Annotated in this window: 21 protein-coding genes, 1 tRNA gene and 1 pseudogene; 10 read left to right on the plus strand and 13 right to left on the minus strand. The window is 66.7% G+C overall.

The features are described 5' to 3' along the window. Positions 1 to 9 precede the first annotated feature (9 nt). Positions 10 to 82, plus strand: a tRNA-Asn gene (locus VFZ09_RS39205). A gap of 170 nt (positions 83 to 252) precedes the next feature. After that, positions 253 to 870, plus strand: coding sequence for a tyrosine-type recombinase/integrase (locus tag VFZ09_RS39210; protein ID WP_329732888.1), 618 nt, complete (start codon positions 253 to 255; stop codon positions 868 to 870). A 7-nt stretch (positions 871 to 877) separates the two neighbouring features. Here the strand turns inward: VFZ09_RS39210 and VFZ09_RS39215 are convergent, their stop codons facing one another. After that, entirely contained in the window at positions 878 to 1,183 is a 306-nt protein-coding gene (locus VFZ09_RS39215) for a hypothetical protein (RefSeq protein WP_329732889.1), read from the minus strand. Between the two features lie 145 nt (positions 1,184 to 1,328). Between VFZ09_RS39215 and VFZ09_RS39220 the strand changes: the two genes are divergently transcribed. Both VFZ09_RS39220 and VFZ09_RS39225 read left to right on the plus strand, forming a co-directional pair. Further along, a complete protein-coding gene (locus tag VFZ09_RS39220) occupies positions 1,329 to 1,547 on the plus strand; it encodes a YodC family protein (protein WP_329732890.1) in 219 nt (72 codons plus the stop codon). Continuing rightward, entirely contained in the window at positions 1,544 to 1,810 is a 267-nt protein-coding gene (locus VFZ09_RS39225; protein ID WP_329732891.1) for a DUF6953 family protein, read from the plus strand. The genes VFZ09_RS39220 and VFZ09_RS39225 overlap by 4 nt, the downstream gene beginning before the upstream one ends. 39 nt (positions 1,811 to 1,849) lie before the next feature. On the opposite strand, the gene VFZ09_RS39230 is transcribed toward VFZ09_RS39225, so the two are convergent. From VFZ09_RS39230 to VFZ09_RS39240, 3 genes are read right to left on the minus strand one after another with little or no spacing between them, the layout of a single operon-like run. Further along, on the minus strand, positions 1,850 to 2,317 hold the full coding sequence (locus VFZ09_RS39230) for an SMI1/KNR4 family protein (protein ID WP_329732892.1): 468 nt from the start codon (positions 2,315 to 2,317) through the stop codon (positions 1,850 to 1,852). A 16-nt stretch (positions 2,318 to 2,333) separates the two neighbouring features. Then, positions 2,334 to 2,804 (minus strand): SMI1/KNR4 family protein, encoded by a 471-nt coding sequence (locus VFZ09_RS39235; RefSeq protein WP_329732893.1) that lies wholly within the window; start codon positions 2,802 to 2,804, stop codon positions 2,334 to 2,336. A gap of 2 nt (positions 2,805 to 2,806) precedes the next feature. Further along, positions 2,807 to 3,463 carry a hypothetical protein gene (locus VFZ09_RS39240; protein WP_329732894.1) on the minus strand — a complete coding sequence of 219 codons (657 nt, stop codon included), beginning with the start codon at positions 3,461 to 3,463 and terminating at the stop codon, positions 2,807 to 2,809. Between the two features lie 165 nt (positions 3,464 to 3,628). On the opposite strand from VFZ09_RS39240, the gene VFZ09_RS39245 reads away from it, so the two are divergent. Further along, positions 3,629 to 3,910, plus strand: a complete 282-nt coding sequence (locus VFZ09_RS39245) for a hypothetical protein (RefSeq protein ID WP_329732895.1) — start codon at positions 3,629 to 3,631, stop codon at positions 3,908 to 3,910. A 43-nt stretch (positions 3,911 to 3,953) separates the two neighbouring features. Next, positions 3,954 to 4,088 (plus strand): hypothetical protein, encoded by a 135-nt coding sequence (locus tag VFZ09_RS39250; protein ID WP_329732896.1) that lies wholly within the window; start codon positions 3,954 to 3,956, stop codon positions 4,086 to 4,088. 3 nt (positions 4,089 to 4,091) lie between these two features. On the opposite strand, the gene VFZ09_RS39255 is transcribed toward VFZ09_RS39250, so the two are convergent. Continuing rightward, the gene (locus VFZ09_RS39255; RefSeq protein WP_329732897.1) at positions 4,092 to 4,460 is read right to left on the minus strand and encodes a hypothetical protein; all 369 of its coding nucleotides are present in this window, start codon (positions 4,458 to 4,460) and stop codon (positions 4,092 to 4,094) included. Here VFZ09_RS39255 and VFZ09_RS39260 point away from each other — a divergent pair. From VFZ09_RS39260 to VFZ09_RS39275, 4 genes are all read left to right on the plus strand, one after another. Beyond that, a complete protein-coding gene (locus VFZ09_RS39260; protein ID WP_329732898.1) occupies positions 4,453 to 5,253 on the plus strand; it encodes a DUF2381 family protein in 801 nt (266 codons plus the stop codon). The two genes, VFZ09_RS39255 and VFZ09_RS39260, sit on opposite strands and share 8 nt — an antisense overlap. A gap of 268 nt (positions 5,254 to 5,521) precedes the next feature. Next, positions 5,522 to 6,697, plus strand: a complete 1,176-nt coding sequence (locus VFZ09_RS39265; protein ID WP_329732899.1) for a hypothetical protein — start codon at positions 5,522 to 5,524, stop codon at positions 6,695 to 6,697. Further along, a complete protein-coding gene (locus tag VFZ09_RS39270; protein ID WP_329732911.1) occupies positions 6,697 to 7,047 on the plus strand; it encodes a DUF2019 domain-containing protein in 351 nt (116 codons plus the stop codon). Before VFZ09_RS39265 ends, VFZ09_RS39270 begins: the two co-directional genes overlap by 1 nt. Before the next feature lie 373 nt (positions 7,048 to 7,420). After that, positions 7,421 to 8,191, plus strand: a complete 771-nt coding sequence (locus tag VFZ09_RS39275; RefSeq protein ID WP_329732900.1) for a tyrosine-type recombinase/integrase — start codon at positions 7,421 to 7,423, stop codon at positions 8,189 to 8,191. 22 nt (positions 8,192 to 8,213) lie between these two features. On the opposite strand, the gene VFZ09_RS39280 is transcribed toward VFZ09_RS39275, so the two are convergent. The 8 genes and pseudogenes from VFZ09_RS39280 to tnpA all read right to left on the minus strand — a co-directional run bounded on the left by VFZ09_RS39280 (position 8,214) and on the right by tnpA (position 13,161). Continuing rightward, positions 8,214 to 8,684, minus strand: a complete 471-nt coding sequence (locus VFZ09_RS39280) for an SMI1/KNR4 family protein (RefSeq protein ID WP_329732901.1) — start codon at positions 8,682 to 8,684, stop codon at positions 8,214 to 8,216. Between the two features lie 16 nt (positions 8,685 to 8,700). Next, entirely contained in the window at positions 8,701 to 9,171 is a 471-nt protein-coding gene (locus VFZ09_RS39285) for an SMI1/KNR4 family protein (RefSeq protein WP_329732902.1), read from the minus strand. Positions 9,172 to 9,173: 2 nt separating this feature from the next. Then, entirely contained in the window at positions 9,174 to 9,830 is a 657-nt protein-coding gene (locus VFZ09_RS39290) for a hypothetical protein (RefSeq protein ID WP_329732903.1), read from the minus strand. A gap of 227 nt (positions 9,831 to 10,057) precedes the next feature. Continuing rightward, the gene (locus tag VFZ09_RS39295; RefSeq protein WP_329732912.1) at positions 10,058 to 10,243 is read right to left on the minus strand and encodes a transposase domain-containing protein; all 186 of its coding nucleotides are present in this window, start codon (positions 10,241 to 10,243) and stop codon (positions 10,058 to 10,060) included. Between the two features lie 24 nt (positions 10,244 to 10,267). After that, positions 10,268 to 10,630, minus strand: a pseudogene (locus VFZ09_RS39300) (IS66 family transposase); the annotation flags it as partial. 87 nt (positions 10,631 to 10,717) lie between these two features. After that, complete coding sequence (gene tnpC / locus VFZ09_RS39305) at positions 10,718 to 12,370, minus strand: IS66 family transposase (protein WP_329732904.1); 1,653 nt, start codon at positions 12,368 to 12,370, stop codon at positions 10,718 to 10,720. A 48-nt stretch (positions 12,371 to 12,418) separates the two neighbouring features. Further along, positions 12,419 to 12,790: an IS66 family insertion sequence element accessory protein TnpB gene (gene tnpB, locus VFZ09_RS39310; RefSeq protein ID WP_329732905.1), complete on the minus strand. Its 372-nt coding sequence runs from the start codon at positions 12,788 to 12,790 to the stop codon at positions 12,419 to 12,421. After that, complete coding sequence (gene tnpA / locus VFZ09_RS39315) at positions 12,784 to 13,161, minus strand: IS66 family insertion sequence element accessory protein TnpA (RefSeq protein WP_329732906.1); 378 nt, start codon at positions 13,159 to 13,161, stop codon at positions 12,784 to 12,786. Before tnpA ends, tnpB begins: the two co-directional genes overlap by 7 nt. Between the last annotated feature and the right edge of the window lie 75 nt (positions 13,162 to 13,236).

Below are 13,236 nucleotides of genomic sequence, written 5' to 3' on the forward strand. Positions count from 1 at the left end.
CGGACATATTCCCCGATAGCTCAGCCGGTAGAGCGGGTGACTGTTAATCACTAGGTCCGTGGTTCGAGTCCACGTCGGGGAGCTGAAAGAGGGCGTCAGACACAAGTCTGGCGCCCTTTTTCTTTTGCCCTCCCCTGCCCGCGGGCACAACACAAGCAACTCCCCAAGCGGTTCGAGGCCGACCCGGAGCACTACAACCCGGCAGGCTCACCCCACGAACAGCCCATCTAGAAGGCCCGAGGGTAGTGGAGCGTGGTCCTCAAGCGCGTCTACTCCTGGTTGCGCAAGCTGAAGCACGTCCTGCCGGTGGCCGAGGACCCGACCTTCGGACGGCTCACGGTACCCCAGGCCCGGCCCGAGCAGTGGAAGCGGGACAAGGTGATTCCCCGGGAGCACTACCTCCTCACCCACGAGTACCTTGCACCGCACTGGCGCGACGGGATGGACGTGCAGGCGGGCACCGGCTGGCACGTCTCGGAGCTGGTGCGCTTCGCCAAGATGGGCAACGTGGAACCATACCGGGGCGAGGCCGAGGGGATCGCGGGCGTGCTGGTGTGCCCGCAGACCAAGAGCGGCGAGCCCTTGCGTACCGCCGTGTCCGCCGAGGTGTTGGAGGCTGGAAAGCGGCTGCTGGAGCGGGGCTCCTTCAGCTTCGAGAAGTACACCCTCGCTATCAAGGCGGCCTGCAAGGCGGCGGGCATCCCGCCCTTCACCCCGGGACGGTTCCGGCACTCCGTCGCTACCTGGGCCATCGAGAAGGGCGCGGACCCGGCTTCGGTGGCGGCCTTCCTCAACCACAAGAGTCCAACCACCACGCGGCGCTTCTACGCGACGCATGCCGTCCCGACGAAAGTTCCCACTCTGCGGTGAGCGGCGGCTACCCTTCGTCGTCGCTCGGCAGGTCTCCTGCTTCGTCCTTCAGGTTCTTGACCTCGTCATTCAGGTTCTTGAGGAGCGTCTCCACGTCGTTAGGGTTCGGCGCGACGGCGTGTTTGAGGGCCTGCCTCAGCCTCTCAAGCGGGTTGATGATGCTGTTGAGTTCGCCCAGCCGCGCAACGTCATCCTTGGAGTACGGGAGCCCCTGCGCATGCTGCGCTGCCAGCCGCTTCTTCACGTCGCCGTGCTGGCGCCGGAACTCGCGAAACATCTCATCCACAAGCGCCTTCAGGCTTTTCTCGCTCATTGGCGCAACGTAGCACCACCACGAAGGTCTCCGGGACAACTCGGGGCCCTTCGTGGTCTTGTGGCAGCCGAGCGGGGCACGCATCATCAGCATAGCTCGCATCATCAGCATAGCTTTAGCTACTACCCACGCGGTGAGGGACGACATGGCACAAGGCCGGTTTCAGGTTGGCGACGTCGTGAAGCTCAAGAGCGGCGGCCCGGAGATGACGGTGGAGGCGTCATTGGAGGAGTACGAGTCGTACCGTTGCCAATGGTTTGCCGGCAAAAAGCTGGAGAGCGGTGTGTTTCCGGACGCCGGGCTGGAACCCGCCTCGGTGAAGCCGCCGATCCCGGCACCCGGCGCTGGCAGGGCGGGCAAGTGACCCCCGTCGAGGTGGCCGACTGGATGCTGGCCCATCTCCACCGCGACGGCTGCATCTACCAAGACGACGTCGTCGACATGCTCACGAAACACGGCGCAGACGCATTGCTGCGCGAGAATGCCGACGGCCGCCTGGTCCTCGGCAAGCCGGTCCTCGACGCTTTCATGAAGGTCTCGACCGAGACGGTTGTGTGGGTCAAGCCGGAGCGCTACTGGCGGTGGCGTGTTGCCGAAGATGAACCTGGTCGCGAACAACGCGGCTGAGGAGCGAGTGAGTACGGAGAGCCTCAGCGCAACCCGGGCTCACTCCCCCAGCCAATAGAGGCCGCGCCGGGTGCGTAGCACCTGCTCCAGGAACTCCGAGAAGGAGCTGGCGACTGGCCCGCAGTACTTCGGGTTGGGCCACGCCTCGTGGTAGCCGTCCGTCAGGGGATAGCGGTCGTTCTCCTGGCGGGCCACGTCCACCAGCACGTAGTTGCCGTCCTGCACGTCGCAGATGGCCCACATCGAGGCGGGCCCATGCGCGTCATCGTCGTTCTTCTTCCCGAAGATGGCCACCCGCGCTCGGACTATCTCCGAGAGAGGAAGTATCTGGTAGGGCGAGTCGGGTAGCCGTTCAATCAACTCGGCGCCGTTGCAATACAGGTAGAAGGCGCGCAGTTCCGGGTCCAACTGCCATCCCACTCGCTGCTCGAACTCTTCGATCTCCTCGGGTGTGGCTGGGGGATAGGGGAAGTGCTCGCGGGAAATCTCTTCGAGCAGGCTGCTCATGGCGGTGGCCACGGTCTCATTCCCCCAGCCAGTAGAGGCTACGCCGGGTGCGTAGCACCTGCTCCAGGAACTCCGAGAAGGAGCTGGCGATCTGCGTGCAGTATTCCGGGTTGGGCCAGGTCTCTCGGTCCCCATCAATGAGCGGATACCGCCCATCTACCTGTCGGCTCACGTCCAGGACGACATAGTTGCTGTCGCGCACGTAGCAGAAGGCGTACATCGAGGCCGGGCCCCACCTGTCGTCATCCTCACCGCAGATGGCCACCCGTGCCCGGACGATCTTCGACAGAGGCAGGATTTCATAGGGCGAATCCGGCCATCGAAGCAGAGCGGCCCCATTGCAATGCAGGTAGAAGGCCCGGAGGTCCGGGTCCAGCTTCCAGCCCACCCGCCGCTCGAACTCCTCAATTTCCTCGGGCGTGGCGGGGGGATGCGGCAAGGGCTCGCGGGAGACCTCTTCGAGCAGGACGCTCATGGGCGTGGCCATCGTCAGTTGTCCGAGTAAGGCAGGTCGGGTCCCACCGTATTCCAGGGCGCTTGTCCAGCGTAGCAGGCAGGGTAGGCCCTGGTGAATTCGTCATGGATGCTGGGCTGTACGGGGATGATGTTGTTGGGATCCACCGGGTCGCCACCGTGCCAGAGGTCCCGGATGTGATGGCCCGGCCAGGAGATGCCTCCGTCAACGGGCCACTCTCCGAACTTCTTGCTCCAGTCGTCCCGGAAGGAGTCTCGGATCTTTTCCCACCGCTTGCGCTCAACCTCCTTCACCGCCTTCGGCAGAGTCGGGTAGTTGCAGCAGCAGTGGTAGATGCCGTAGCGGCTCCCGGCTTTCACGGGAACGGGTAGGACGACGAGGCTTCCCACCCAATCCAGCTTGATGTCCGCCAACCATATGCACCCCATGAGCGTGTGGCGCTCCTGCGCGCACTCCATCTGGCACTGGTTCACGAACTGACGGCGGCACTGCCAGGGGCCGTAGAAAAGCGTCGTCTTCATCTGCCCGCCCGGCACGTTCAACCAGGGCAGTTCCGTCTTCCTCGCGGGTTGAACTCCTGGAGAGGGCGAAGGGCCAGAGCCTCCCGTCCCCTGGGGTGTCGCGCATCCGGTGAGGAGAACCAACAGCACCACCGCTCCGGCCAGCTTCATGGAAGTCCCCGTGGTGATGGTTACCCCCTGAGGGGTAGCCAATCTGAAGGAATACCCGATGGGGCTGACAACTCCCGGGGCCCACCGTCCTCAGCGGCATCATTCGAGGGGATCACCAAGAGCGCCCGTGCTTCGGCATAAGGACCTTGGCGGTCATTCCCGCTGATGTTCTGGCTGGTCGGCCAGAGCGTCTTCATCCAATCCACCCGAGGAGGAATCCAGATGGAACACGTCAGCCTCTCCGCTGAACTGGGGGAAATTTGTTATGCCATCGAGGGCGCCCACTGGATCGCGGACAGCGTCGCCCTGGGCGCGGTGCCCGACCCGGATCAGAAGCAAAGCGCGCCCGTCATCATCAGCGCCATCCTGGTGACCATCAACAGCCCACCCCACTATTTCTGCGTGGGCCCCTTCTGGCTCATCGTGATGTCCTCGACCCGCTGGTGAAACTTCTGATGTGCGGGTGGCTGCATGGTGTTACCGCGCACGCTTGTTGATGGAGATTTGGACCGGCTGGTTGATGGGCATCAGCGAGGACGCGCGGGCGCGCATCACACTCGTTGATGGAGCCCTCGCCGGACGTGAGCGGTGGGCGCGCACGTCCGGCGAGGGCTGGCCGGGGTGAGGTTCAGCTGGGGGAGAGCTCGGAGGCAGGGGCGACACGCGCCCACTCCTCGCGCATGACGACGAGGGTGCGGTAGCGGCGCAGCGAGTGCTGGAGCGCCTCCACCTGGGTGAGGAGGGCGCCGGCCAGACACGCCTGTGCGGAGGGGGGATGAGGAGAGGCGGCGAAGTCCTCGGCCTCCAGTTCCGCGTGCGCGGCGGTGAGGGCCGCGGCCGAGGCGTGGAGGCGGTGCGCCGGTTCGAGTAGAGCTATCCGAGCGGTTCGAGAGCAGGGGCTTGGAATCGCTCGTGCCCTACCGGGCGAGAAGGTGTGGTAGAGGCCAACGTCTCCGGTCTCTACCCCATCTGCTGGAGGTCCCCGCTCCGTGCGCACCTCGTCCCCCCCCGTGCTCTTGCTCCTGGCGCTCCTCGCGGATGCCAGCGCCACCGCACAGCCATCTCTCCCGAGCTGTGAGGCGTCGCCACACCGGCTCGAGCTGTTGGCGGCTCCCACCGGCAAGGCGCCAGAGGTGTGCATCAGCCCCGGCCTTCCCACCACCTTCCGGTTCGACTCGCCGCTGCCTCCGGGTGCGGTGGAGTTGCAAGAGCGCGAGCGTTTCGAGGACGTGTCCACCGGGACGCGCAGCATCACCGTCATCCCCCCGAAAGAGGTCAAGGAGAAGGAGGCCCGAATCCAACAGCTTCAAACGGAGTTGGTGCGAACGCAGGCGGAAGGAAGCGGGCTGGGCATCACGGGGCTGATCGCCAGCGAGCTGTTGAAGGTGGACGTGAGGAACGTGCAAGGCGTCCTGGCCAAGAACCTCACGAGCACCATCACCCAACCCTCGGCCAACGCGCTCCTCACACAAACGGCCATCAGCTACCGCACCACCACCAAGCGCAGGGAAAATGACGAAGACGTGATGCGGGTGGCCGTGGCAATGGTCATGGACAACCCCGGCACGGCCCCCTGGACGGCCAGGGATGCGGCCCTGCTGGTGGGAAAGGGCCAGGACGTGAAGCAGGTGAAGGTGTGGCAGCTCGCGCCCATTCCGCCGGGAGGGTCGGACCTCGTGATGGTGGAGACGGAGCTGCTGGCTCACGAGGCGCGGGGCACCTTCACCCTCAAGTTGTGGGACGAGAACGGAGGTCGGCCTGTCACCCTCGGCGGCGTGACCTTTCCGTGAACCCCGCTCCGGGTTGTGTCGCACCCATTGGGTATTCTCCTGGATTGGCTACCCGTGGAGGGGTGGCCAGGGCCAGGAGAAATTCCCATGAAGCTGTGCTGCACGGCCGTGTTGCTGGTACTCCTCGTCGGGTGTGGTACTGCCTCTCGGGTCGTGCGCCTGGACACGGGCCAGACCGGAGCCATCGTCTTCACCCCTCGTTCCGGCGCCGAGCCGGTGGCACTGGGCAACGGCGAGTTCCAGGAGGCCGTGTCGGCGATGGCTCGGGATGTGCGGCCCCCCCGCTCAGCCCCAGGAAGCCGCCCGGCGTCTGTTCGAGGTAGAGGCGCGGAGCGGTTCGTACACGTACGAGACACGCAGCCGCCGCATCACCCCGCACGAGCCGGGCGCCCACCTGGAGGGAGAATCAGCAGAGGAGGCGGCGGAGGTGGAGTTGACGCGCGCCTACCTGCGCTGGTGCGAGCGCACTGGCAGGCCCGGGGACTGTCTCCGCCTGCTGACGGAGAGCCCCACCGTCAACGGGGATGGGCGGTTCGCACTGGCCCTGGCCCTGGCCAAGGGCGCCGTGCTGGACGAGATGCTGGAGGCGTTCAAGGACATGGCCGACCCACACGCCATGGTGGCCGCCGTGCTCTGGACCTGGACCACGTACATGGTTCTCGTCTCCATCCCCGACGTGACGATCTCCAAGGGCCTCGCGGCCGTGATGACCGCCACCCTCATCTCCTACGTGGGCGTCGATACCTTCTGGGGCCTCGTCGTGGGCTTCAAACGGCTGATGGACGAGGCGGACCGGGCCACCACGTTCAACGGGCTGCGCGAGGCGGGCGAGCGCTACGGCAAGCGCATGGGCCGCAACGCGGCGCGAGCCTTCGCCATGCTGGCCATGGCGGCCATCGGCAACACGGCGCCGGGGCTGGCCGCACAGGTGCCGAAGCTGCCCGGCTCGATGCAGGCGGCCGTGCAGGCGGAGACGCAGGTGGGTATCCGTCTCGCGGCGGTGGGGCACGTGGAGACAGTCGCCGTGAACGCCGAGTCCGTCACCATCGCCCTTGCTCCTGGTGCTGTCGCCATGACGGCTCGGGCCATGAGTGGCGCCGCTGCCAAGACTCCTCCCAACGGCTTCAGGGCGTGGGGCTCGTACAAGAGCTTCAAGCGGGCCATGGGCTCGGCAGGCCCCGGGAAGGAGTGGCACCACATCGTCGAGCAGACGCCGGGCAACGAGAAACGGTTCGGGGCTCAGGCCGTTCAAAATACCGAGAACATCGTCCCGTTGGACAAGGGCATCCACACCCGCATCAGCTCGCTCTACTCGTCCATTCAGCGGGATATCACCGGCTCGGACACCTTGACCGTCCGGCAGTGGTTGAGCACGCAGTCGTACGAGGCCCAACGCGAGTTCGGGCTGATGGCCATCGAAAGAGTAACGAAGGGGTTCTGGTGATGAAGCTGGAGGAACTTGTCGAACAGTTCGCGCAGAACGTGGCCGAGCAGACCGACGCCATCTGGAGGGGAGACGCCAAGACCGGGAACAAGCACGCCAAGAAGTACGGCGCCGCGTTCGACAAGCTCCGGGCCCACGGTGATGCTGGACGCGACGCACTGGCCGTGCTGTTCAAGCACCCACGCCCGGACGTACGAGTCATGGCCGCCGCGCACCTGCTCCGCTATCGGACGGCCGAGGCCAAAGCGGTCTTGGAGGAGGTCGCCAAGGGCGAGGGGCTGGTCTCATTCAAAGCAGGGCAGGCACTGAAGCGGTGGGAGGAAGGAACCTGGGCCCTTGACCCGGGGTAGCCCCGCACGGCTCGGGCGGCACAGGCTCACATCGAGGGAGATGGTCCGCCAGCCTCGGGCGCTGTGCCCCACTCATGCCCCACTCCGCCAACCACCAACGGCCAACCCTGGCCACTCTTCCCTCGGGGCCGACTCCCCTGCTCCAGCCCCGGACGTGACTGTTAATCACCAGGTCCGTGGTTCGAGTCCACGTCGGGGAGCTGAAAGAGGGCGTCAGACGCAAGTCTGGCGCCCTTTTTCTTTTGCCCTCCCCTGCCTCACGGGCAAGTTCGAAACGGCTCCGGAGCACGACAACCCGGCGGGCTCACCCCACGAGCAGCCCATCTACCTGGACGCGCCGCTCGCGGCTGAATTCCTCGCCTCCTCGCGCGACGTGGACAAGAACAGTTCCACCTGGGTGAAGAAGCAGCAGGGTTATCTCGCGTGGTGGGCCGACCAGCTCAAGGGCCGGGACCTGCGGAAGCTCACGCTCCTCGATGACATCCTCCCTGCCCTGGAGGGAGCGAAGGCCCGGGGTCATCGGATCGCGGTCCTCAAGCGCGTCTACTCCTGGTTGCGCAAGGTGAAGCACGTCCTCTCGGTGGCCGAGGACCCGACCTTCGGGCGGCTCACCGTGCCCCAGGCCCGGCCCGAGCAGTGGAAGCGAACCAAGGTGATTCCCCGGGAGCACTACCTGCTCGCCCACGAGTACCTTGCGCCTCACTGGCGTGACGGCATGAACGTGCAGGCGGGCACCGGCTGGCACGTCTCGGAGCTGGTGCGCTTCGCCAGGATGGGCAGCGTGGAGCAGTACCGGAGCGAGGCCGAGGGGATCGCGGGCATGCTGGTGTGTCCCCAGACCAAGAGCGGCGAGCCCTTGCGCACCGCCGTGTCCGCCGAGGTGATGGAGGCCGGGAAGCGGCTGCTGGAGCGGGGCTCGCTCAGCTCCGAGAAGTACGCCTTGGCCATCAAGGGGGCCTGCACGGCGGCGGGCATTCCGCCCTTCACCCCGGGACGGTTCCGGCACTCCGTCGCCACCTGGGCTATCGAGAAGGGCGCGGACCCGGCTTCCGTGGCGGCCTTCCTCAACCACAAGAGCCCGACCACCACGCGGCGCTTCTACGCGACGCACGCCGTCCCCACGAAGGTTCCCACCCTCCGGTGAAGCTCAGCGGCAGCAGGGCCGCTCACTTCTCGTGCCGGTCCAACCAGAACTGGCGTCCGTTGCTCCGCAGCGCCTCGGCCAGGAACTCGGAGAAGGAGGAGGCGAGCGGCCAAGTGTATTCCTTGTTACGCCATGCCTCCTTCCAGCCGTCCAGGAGGGGGTAACGACCATCAACCTGTCGGCTCACGTCCACCATGACGTAATCGCCATCTTGCACGTAGCAGATCGCGTAGATGGATTCAGGGCCCCACTGGTCTTCATCCGCACCGAAGATCGCCGCCCTTCCTCTCTCGATTTCGGACAGCGGGAGGATTCTGAATGGGGCGAATGGAGGTGGCTCGAACAACCGTGCCCCATTGCAATGCAGGTAGAAGGCCCGCAGATCCGGGTCCAGCTTCCAGCCTACCCCTCGCTCGAACTCCTCGATCTCCTCGGGAGTGGCAGGAGGATGCGGGAAGTGGTCGCGGGAGACCTCTTCGAGCAGGCTGCTCATGGCGGTGGCCACGATCTCATTCCCCCAGCCAGTAGAGGCTACGCCGGGTGCGCAGCACCTGCTCCAAGAACTCCGAGAACGAGCTGGCGATCTGCGTGCAGTATTCCGGGTTGGGCCAGGTCTCTCGGTCCCCATCAATGAGCGGGTACCGCCCGTCTACCTGTCGGCCCACGTCCAAGACGACATAGTTGCCATCGCGCACATAGCAGAGGGCGTACATCGAGGCCGGGCCCCACCTGTCGTCATCCTCACCGCAGATGGCCACCCGTGCCCGGACGATCTTCGACAGAGGCAGGATTTCATAGGGTGAATCCGGCCATCGAAGCAGAGCGGCCCCATTGCAATGCAGGTAGAAGGCCCGGAGGTCCGGGTCCAACTTCCAGCCCACCCGCCGCTCGAACTCCTCGATTTCCTCGGGCGTGGCGGGGGGATGCGGGAAGGGCTCGCGGGAAACCTCTTCGAGCAGGTCGCTCATGGGCGTAGCCATCGTCAGTTGTCCGAGTAGGGCAAGTCGGGTCCCACCGTATTCCAGGGCGCTTGTCCAGCGTAGCAGGCAGGGTAGGCCCTGGTGAATTCGTCATGAATGCTGGGCTGTACGGGGATGATGTTGTTGGGATCCACCGGGTTTCCACCGTGCCAGAGGTCCCGGATGTGGTGACCCGGCCAGGAGATGCCTCCGTCGACGGGCCACTCTCCGAACTTCTTGCTCCAGTCGTCCCGGAAGGAGTCTCGGATCTTTTCCCACCGCTTGCGCTCAACCTCCTTCACCGCCTTCGGCAGACTGGGGTAGTTGCAGCAGCAGTGATAGATGCCGTAGCGGCTCCCGGCTTTCACGGGAACGGGTAGGACGACGAGGCTTCCCACCCAGTCCAGCTTGATGTCCGCCAACCATATGCACCCCATGAGCGTGTGGCGCTCCTGGGCGCACTCCATCTGGCACTGGTTCACGAACTGACGGCGGCACTGCCAGGGGCCGTAGAAGAGCGTCGTCTTCATCTGCCCACCCGGCACGTTCAACCAGGGTAGCTCCTTCTTCCTCGCGGGTTGGACTCCTGGAGACGGCGAAGGGCCAGAGCCTCCCGTCCCCTGGGTCGTCGCGCATCCGGTGAGGAGCACCAACAGCACCACCGCTCCGGCCAGCTTCATGGGAAGTCCCCGTGGTGATGGCCACCCCCTGATGGGTTGCCAGTTCGCGGGAATACCCGGTGGGTCTGACACACGCCTGAGCGTCAGGACTCAGGGGAAGGTCACGTTGCCGATGGTGACGAGCCGCGTCCCGCTCTCGTCCCGTATCCACTCGGCGGAGCGGTGCAGCGTGGCGACGGAGATGTGGTAACGAGCGCGCCGCCCCGCTTGACGGGAAGGGGCGGCGCTCAGGTCACCGCGGGTGAGGTGGAGGAAGTCAGCACGGCGGCCTTACGCACGGCCTTCCACATGGGCGGCAGCAACTCCTCGAGCCGGCACTGCGGCCAGCCCCCGGCGAGCTTCTCCAGCACGTCGGTCAGGTACGCCCACGGGTCCACGCCAGCCAGCACGCAGGTGGCCACCAGCGTGTACACGCACGCGGCGCGCTCGGCTCCCGCGTCGCTGCCAGCGAAGAGGTAGTTCTTCCTGCCGACGGCAATCTCCCGCAGCCGCAGGCGCGAGGCGTTGTTGTGCAGGGGCAGGCGTGCGTCCTCCAAGAAGCGCAGCAGCGCCGTCCACTGGTTGATGGAGTAGAGACACGCGCGAGCCAGCGGACTCTTCGGGGGCTCGCGGTTGTAGGTGTCGGCCACCTGGCGGCCCAGTTGCTCGGTGACGGGACGCGAGAGCGTGTCGCGCCTGCGCGGCCTCTCGGCCTCGTCCACCTGCTGCTCGCTGGCCTCGCGCTCCACCTCGAAGAGCCGGCCGATGAGCGAGAGCGGCAGCGCCGCCCGCGTGTCTCCGGCCTCCAGCGCGTCGACGAAGTAGCGCCGGGCAGTATCCGCTCGGCGGCATGGCGACGGAGATGTGGTAGAGGGCGCGCCGCCCCGCTCGACCGGGAGGGGATGGGCTCAGGTCGCCGCGGGCGAGGTAGCGGGAGTCGTCCGCGCGGCGGCCTCGCGCGCGGCCTTCCACATGGGCGGCAGCAGTTGCTCGAGCTGGCGCTGCGGCCAGCCCCGGGCGAGCTTGTCCAGCACGTCAGCCAGGTACGCCCAGGGGTCCACGCCCGCCAGCACGCAGGTGGCCACCAGCGTGTAGACGCACGCGGCACGCTCGGCTCCCGCGTCGCTGCCGGCGAACAGGTAGTTCTTCCTGCCGACGGCGATTTCCCTCAGCCGCAGCTCCGAGGCGTTGTTGTGCAGGGGCAGGCGCGCGTCTTCCAGGAATCGCAGCAGCGACGTCCACTGGTTGATGGCATAGCGACACGCTTGCGCCAGCGGGCTCTTGGGTCGCTCCCTGCCGTAGATGTCGGCCATCCAGCGCGCCAGTTGCTCGGTGACGGGGCGCGAGAGGGCATTGCGCCTGCGCAGCCGCTCGGCCTCGTCCACCTGTTGCTCGTCGGCTTCGCGCTCCACCGCGAAGAGCCGGCCAATGAGCGAGAGCGGCAGCGCCGCCCGTGTGTCGCCGGCGTCCAGTGCGTCGACGAAGTAGCGCCGGGCATGGCTCCAGCACCCTACCTCCACCGCCGTGGCGCCCGGGCGGGTAAACAGCTTGTCGTAGCCCTTGTACCCGTCCACCAGCAGCCAGCCCTCGCGCCCCTCCAGGAAGGACAGCGGCCCCTCCTGCTTCCAGTCCGGCGTGTACACGAAGGCCGCCCAGGTGCTGTCGCCGAGGTACACCCACATGTGCCCGCGTTTGAGGCCGTTGGGGTGCTCCCTGTCGAGCACCTTCAGGTGTGTGTCGTCGCTCTGCAATACGTGCGAGGCCAGGGCCCGCTGGCCCACCTCCCTGGCCAGCGGTTGCAGGAGGTCGGCGCCCGCGGCCACCCAGTCCGAGAGCGTCGAGGTGCGTAGCTCCACGCCGTGACGGGCGTAGATTCCACTCAGCCGGTGCAGTGGCAGGTGGTCCTTGTACTTGGACACCAGCACGTGGGCCACCAGGCCCGGCCCGGGCAGCCCGCCTTCAATCACCCTGTCGGCGGGGGGCGCCACCACCAGCCCGTCGCCGCACGGCCGGCAGGCGTACTTGGGCCTCACCTCCTCAATCACCTTGAAGTGGCCGGGCACCCACTCCAGGGTTTCGCTCTTCTCCTCGCCACAGCGCGACTTGTCCCGCCCGCACGCCTCGCACCGCAGCGCCTCGGGCGGGGGCTGTTGGACGCGCTGCTCGCGCGGCAGGTGCGCGGGCAGCGGGCGCCGCCCGTGCCCCGTGCGCTCCTTCTTTCGCGGCTCCTGGTGTGGTGGCGGCGTGGAGCCCGCCGCGACGCCAGCCTCCCCGGCACTCGGCTGCGCCGCGTCTTGGACCCCGGCCTCTTCCTGGCCCAACCGCGCCAGGAAGAGCGACAGCTGCTCGGCCGACAGCTTCTCGCTGCGGCGGCCGAAGTGCTGGCGCAGCGCCTTGCGCAGCCGCAGCTCCAACTCGGTGTTCTTCTCCACCAACTGCATGAGCAGGCCCACCACCAGCTCAATGGCCTGCTCGTCCTGGTCCTCGGCCAGCAGCGCGCGCAGCAGCGCCGCCACGCCGTGCACGTCCATGGTTTTCTTGTCGGGGGCCGCGCCGCTCATGTACCGGCACATGAGCCATGACCCGGCCTCACGACGCAAGAGGTATTCTCAGGCAGCCGACTTCAAAAGTGGGGGCTGCCAGCGTGGCCGCCGGACGCTGGCCTTCAAATCAATCCCCTCCAGCAGCAGCGTGAGCTCCACTGCCTCCAGCGTGAGGGCGGAGCCGTCCTCGGGCAGCGGACGCGGCAGGCGGAAGCTGCCCTTCTCCAGGCGCTTGGAGAAGAGGCAGAAGCCACCGGAGTGCCACCACAGCACCTTCACCATGTCGCGCGTGCGGTTGAAGAAGACGAAGAGGTGTCCACTCAAGGGGTCCTCTCGCAGTACCTCTCGCGCCAGCAAGCAGAGCCCGTCGAAGGACTTGCGCATGTCCACCGGCTGGCTCGCCAGGTGGATGCGCACCGAGGAGGGCAGTGTCAGCATGCTTCCTCCAGCGCCCTCACCAGCCGCCCCAGCGCGTCCGCGTCGAAGCCGGGCTCCACCCGGATGCGCCGCCCCCTGGCCAGCAGCACCTCCATGCTGACCGTGCCCGCTGCCCGCTGTGCTTCTGGCGACGGCGGCGCCGCGACGTGCACCGGGATGAACGAGAGCGCCGGGCCCGCCTCCTCGGCTCGCCGCTTCTTCCACCACCTCAGCCGCTGCGGCCCAAGCCCATGGCGGCGGGCGAACTCCGCCACCGACAACCCGCTCGCCTCATAGGCCTCCAGCACCGCCTGCGCCTCGGCCTCCGTCCAGTAGTTGCTTGCCGCGGCCCTCGCCAGCGTTGCGTCCACTTTTTCCGTGTTGCGTCCCATGTCTACACCTCCTGGAACGCGACGCTGAACGGCTCCTCCCTCATGCGGAAGGTGTGGTCCGCCGAGCGCTTACCT

It is taken from the genome of Archangium sp. (assembly GCF_036277355.1).
GTDB lineage: Bacteria > Myxococcota > Myxococcia > Myxococcales > Myxococcaceae > Archangium.

Bases quoted from the DNA above. Each gene is read 5' to 3' on its own strand.
- tnpC (WP_329732904.1), bottom strand. From the start codon at position 12,370: ATGAGCGGCGCGGCCCCCGACAAGAAAACCATGGACGTGCACGGCGTG.
- VFZ09_RS39230 (WP_329732892.1), bottom strand. From the start codon at position 2,317: ATGAGCAGCCTGCTCGAAGAGATTTCCCGCGAGCACTTCCCCTATCCC.
- VFZ09_RS39215 (WP_329732889.1), bottom strand. From the start codon at position 1,183: ATGAGCGAGAAAAGCCTGAAGGCGCTTGTGGATGAGATGTTTCGCGAG.
- VFZ09_RS39235 (WP_329732893.1), bottom strand. From the start codon at position 2,804: ATGGCCACGCCCATGAGCGTCCTGCTCGAAGAGGTCTCCCGCGAGCCC.
- tnpA (WP_329732906.1), bottom strand. From the start codon at position 13,161: ATGGGACGCAACACGGAAAAAGTGGACGCAACGCTGGCGAGGGCCGCG.
- VFZ09_RS39245 (WP_329732895.1), top strand. From the start codon at position 3,629: ATGTTCTGGCTGGTCGGCCAGAGCGTCTTCATCCAATCCACCCGAGGA.
- VFZ09_RS39290 (WP_329732903.1), bottom strand. From the start codon at position 9,830: ATGAAGCTGGCCGGAGCGGTGGTGCTGTTGGTGCTCCTCACCGGATGC.
- VFZ09_RS39265 (WP_329732899.1), top strand. From the start codon at position 5,522: ATGTGCGGCCCCCCCGCTCAGCCCCAGGAAGCCGCCCGGCGTCTGTTC.
- VFZ09_RS39270 (WP_329732911.1), top strand. From the start codon at position 6,697: ATGAAGCTGGAGGAACTTGTCGAACAGTTCGCGCAGAACGTGGCCGAG.
- VFZ09_RS39220 (WP_329732890.1), top strand. From the start codon at position 1,329: ATGGCACAAGGCCGGTTTCAGGTTGGCGACGTCGTGAAGCTCAAGAGC.
- VFZ09_RS39280 (WP_329732901.1), bottom strand. From the start codon at position 8,684: ATGAGCAGCCTGCTCGAAGAGGTCTCCCGCGACCACTTCCCGCATCCT.
- VFZ09_RS39240 (WP_329732894.1), bottom strand. From the start codon at position 3,463: ATGAAGCTGGCCGGAGCGGTGGTGCTGTTGGTTCTCCTCACCGGATGC.
- tnpB (WP_329732905.1), bottom strand. From the start codon at position 12,790: ATGCTGACACTGCCCTCCTCGGTGCGCATCCACCTGGCGAGCCAGCCG.
- VFZ09_RS39285 (WP_329732902.1), bottom strand. From the start codon at position 9,171: ATGGCTACGCCCATGAGCGACCTGCTCGAAGAGGTTTCCCGCGAGCCC.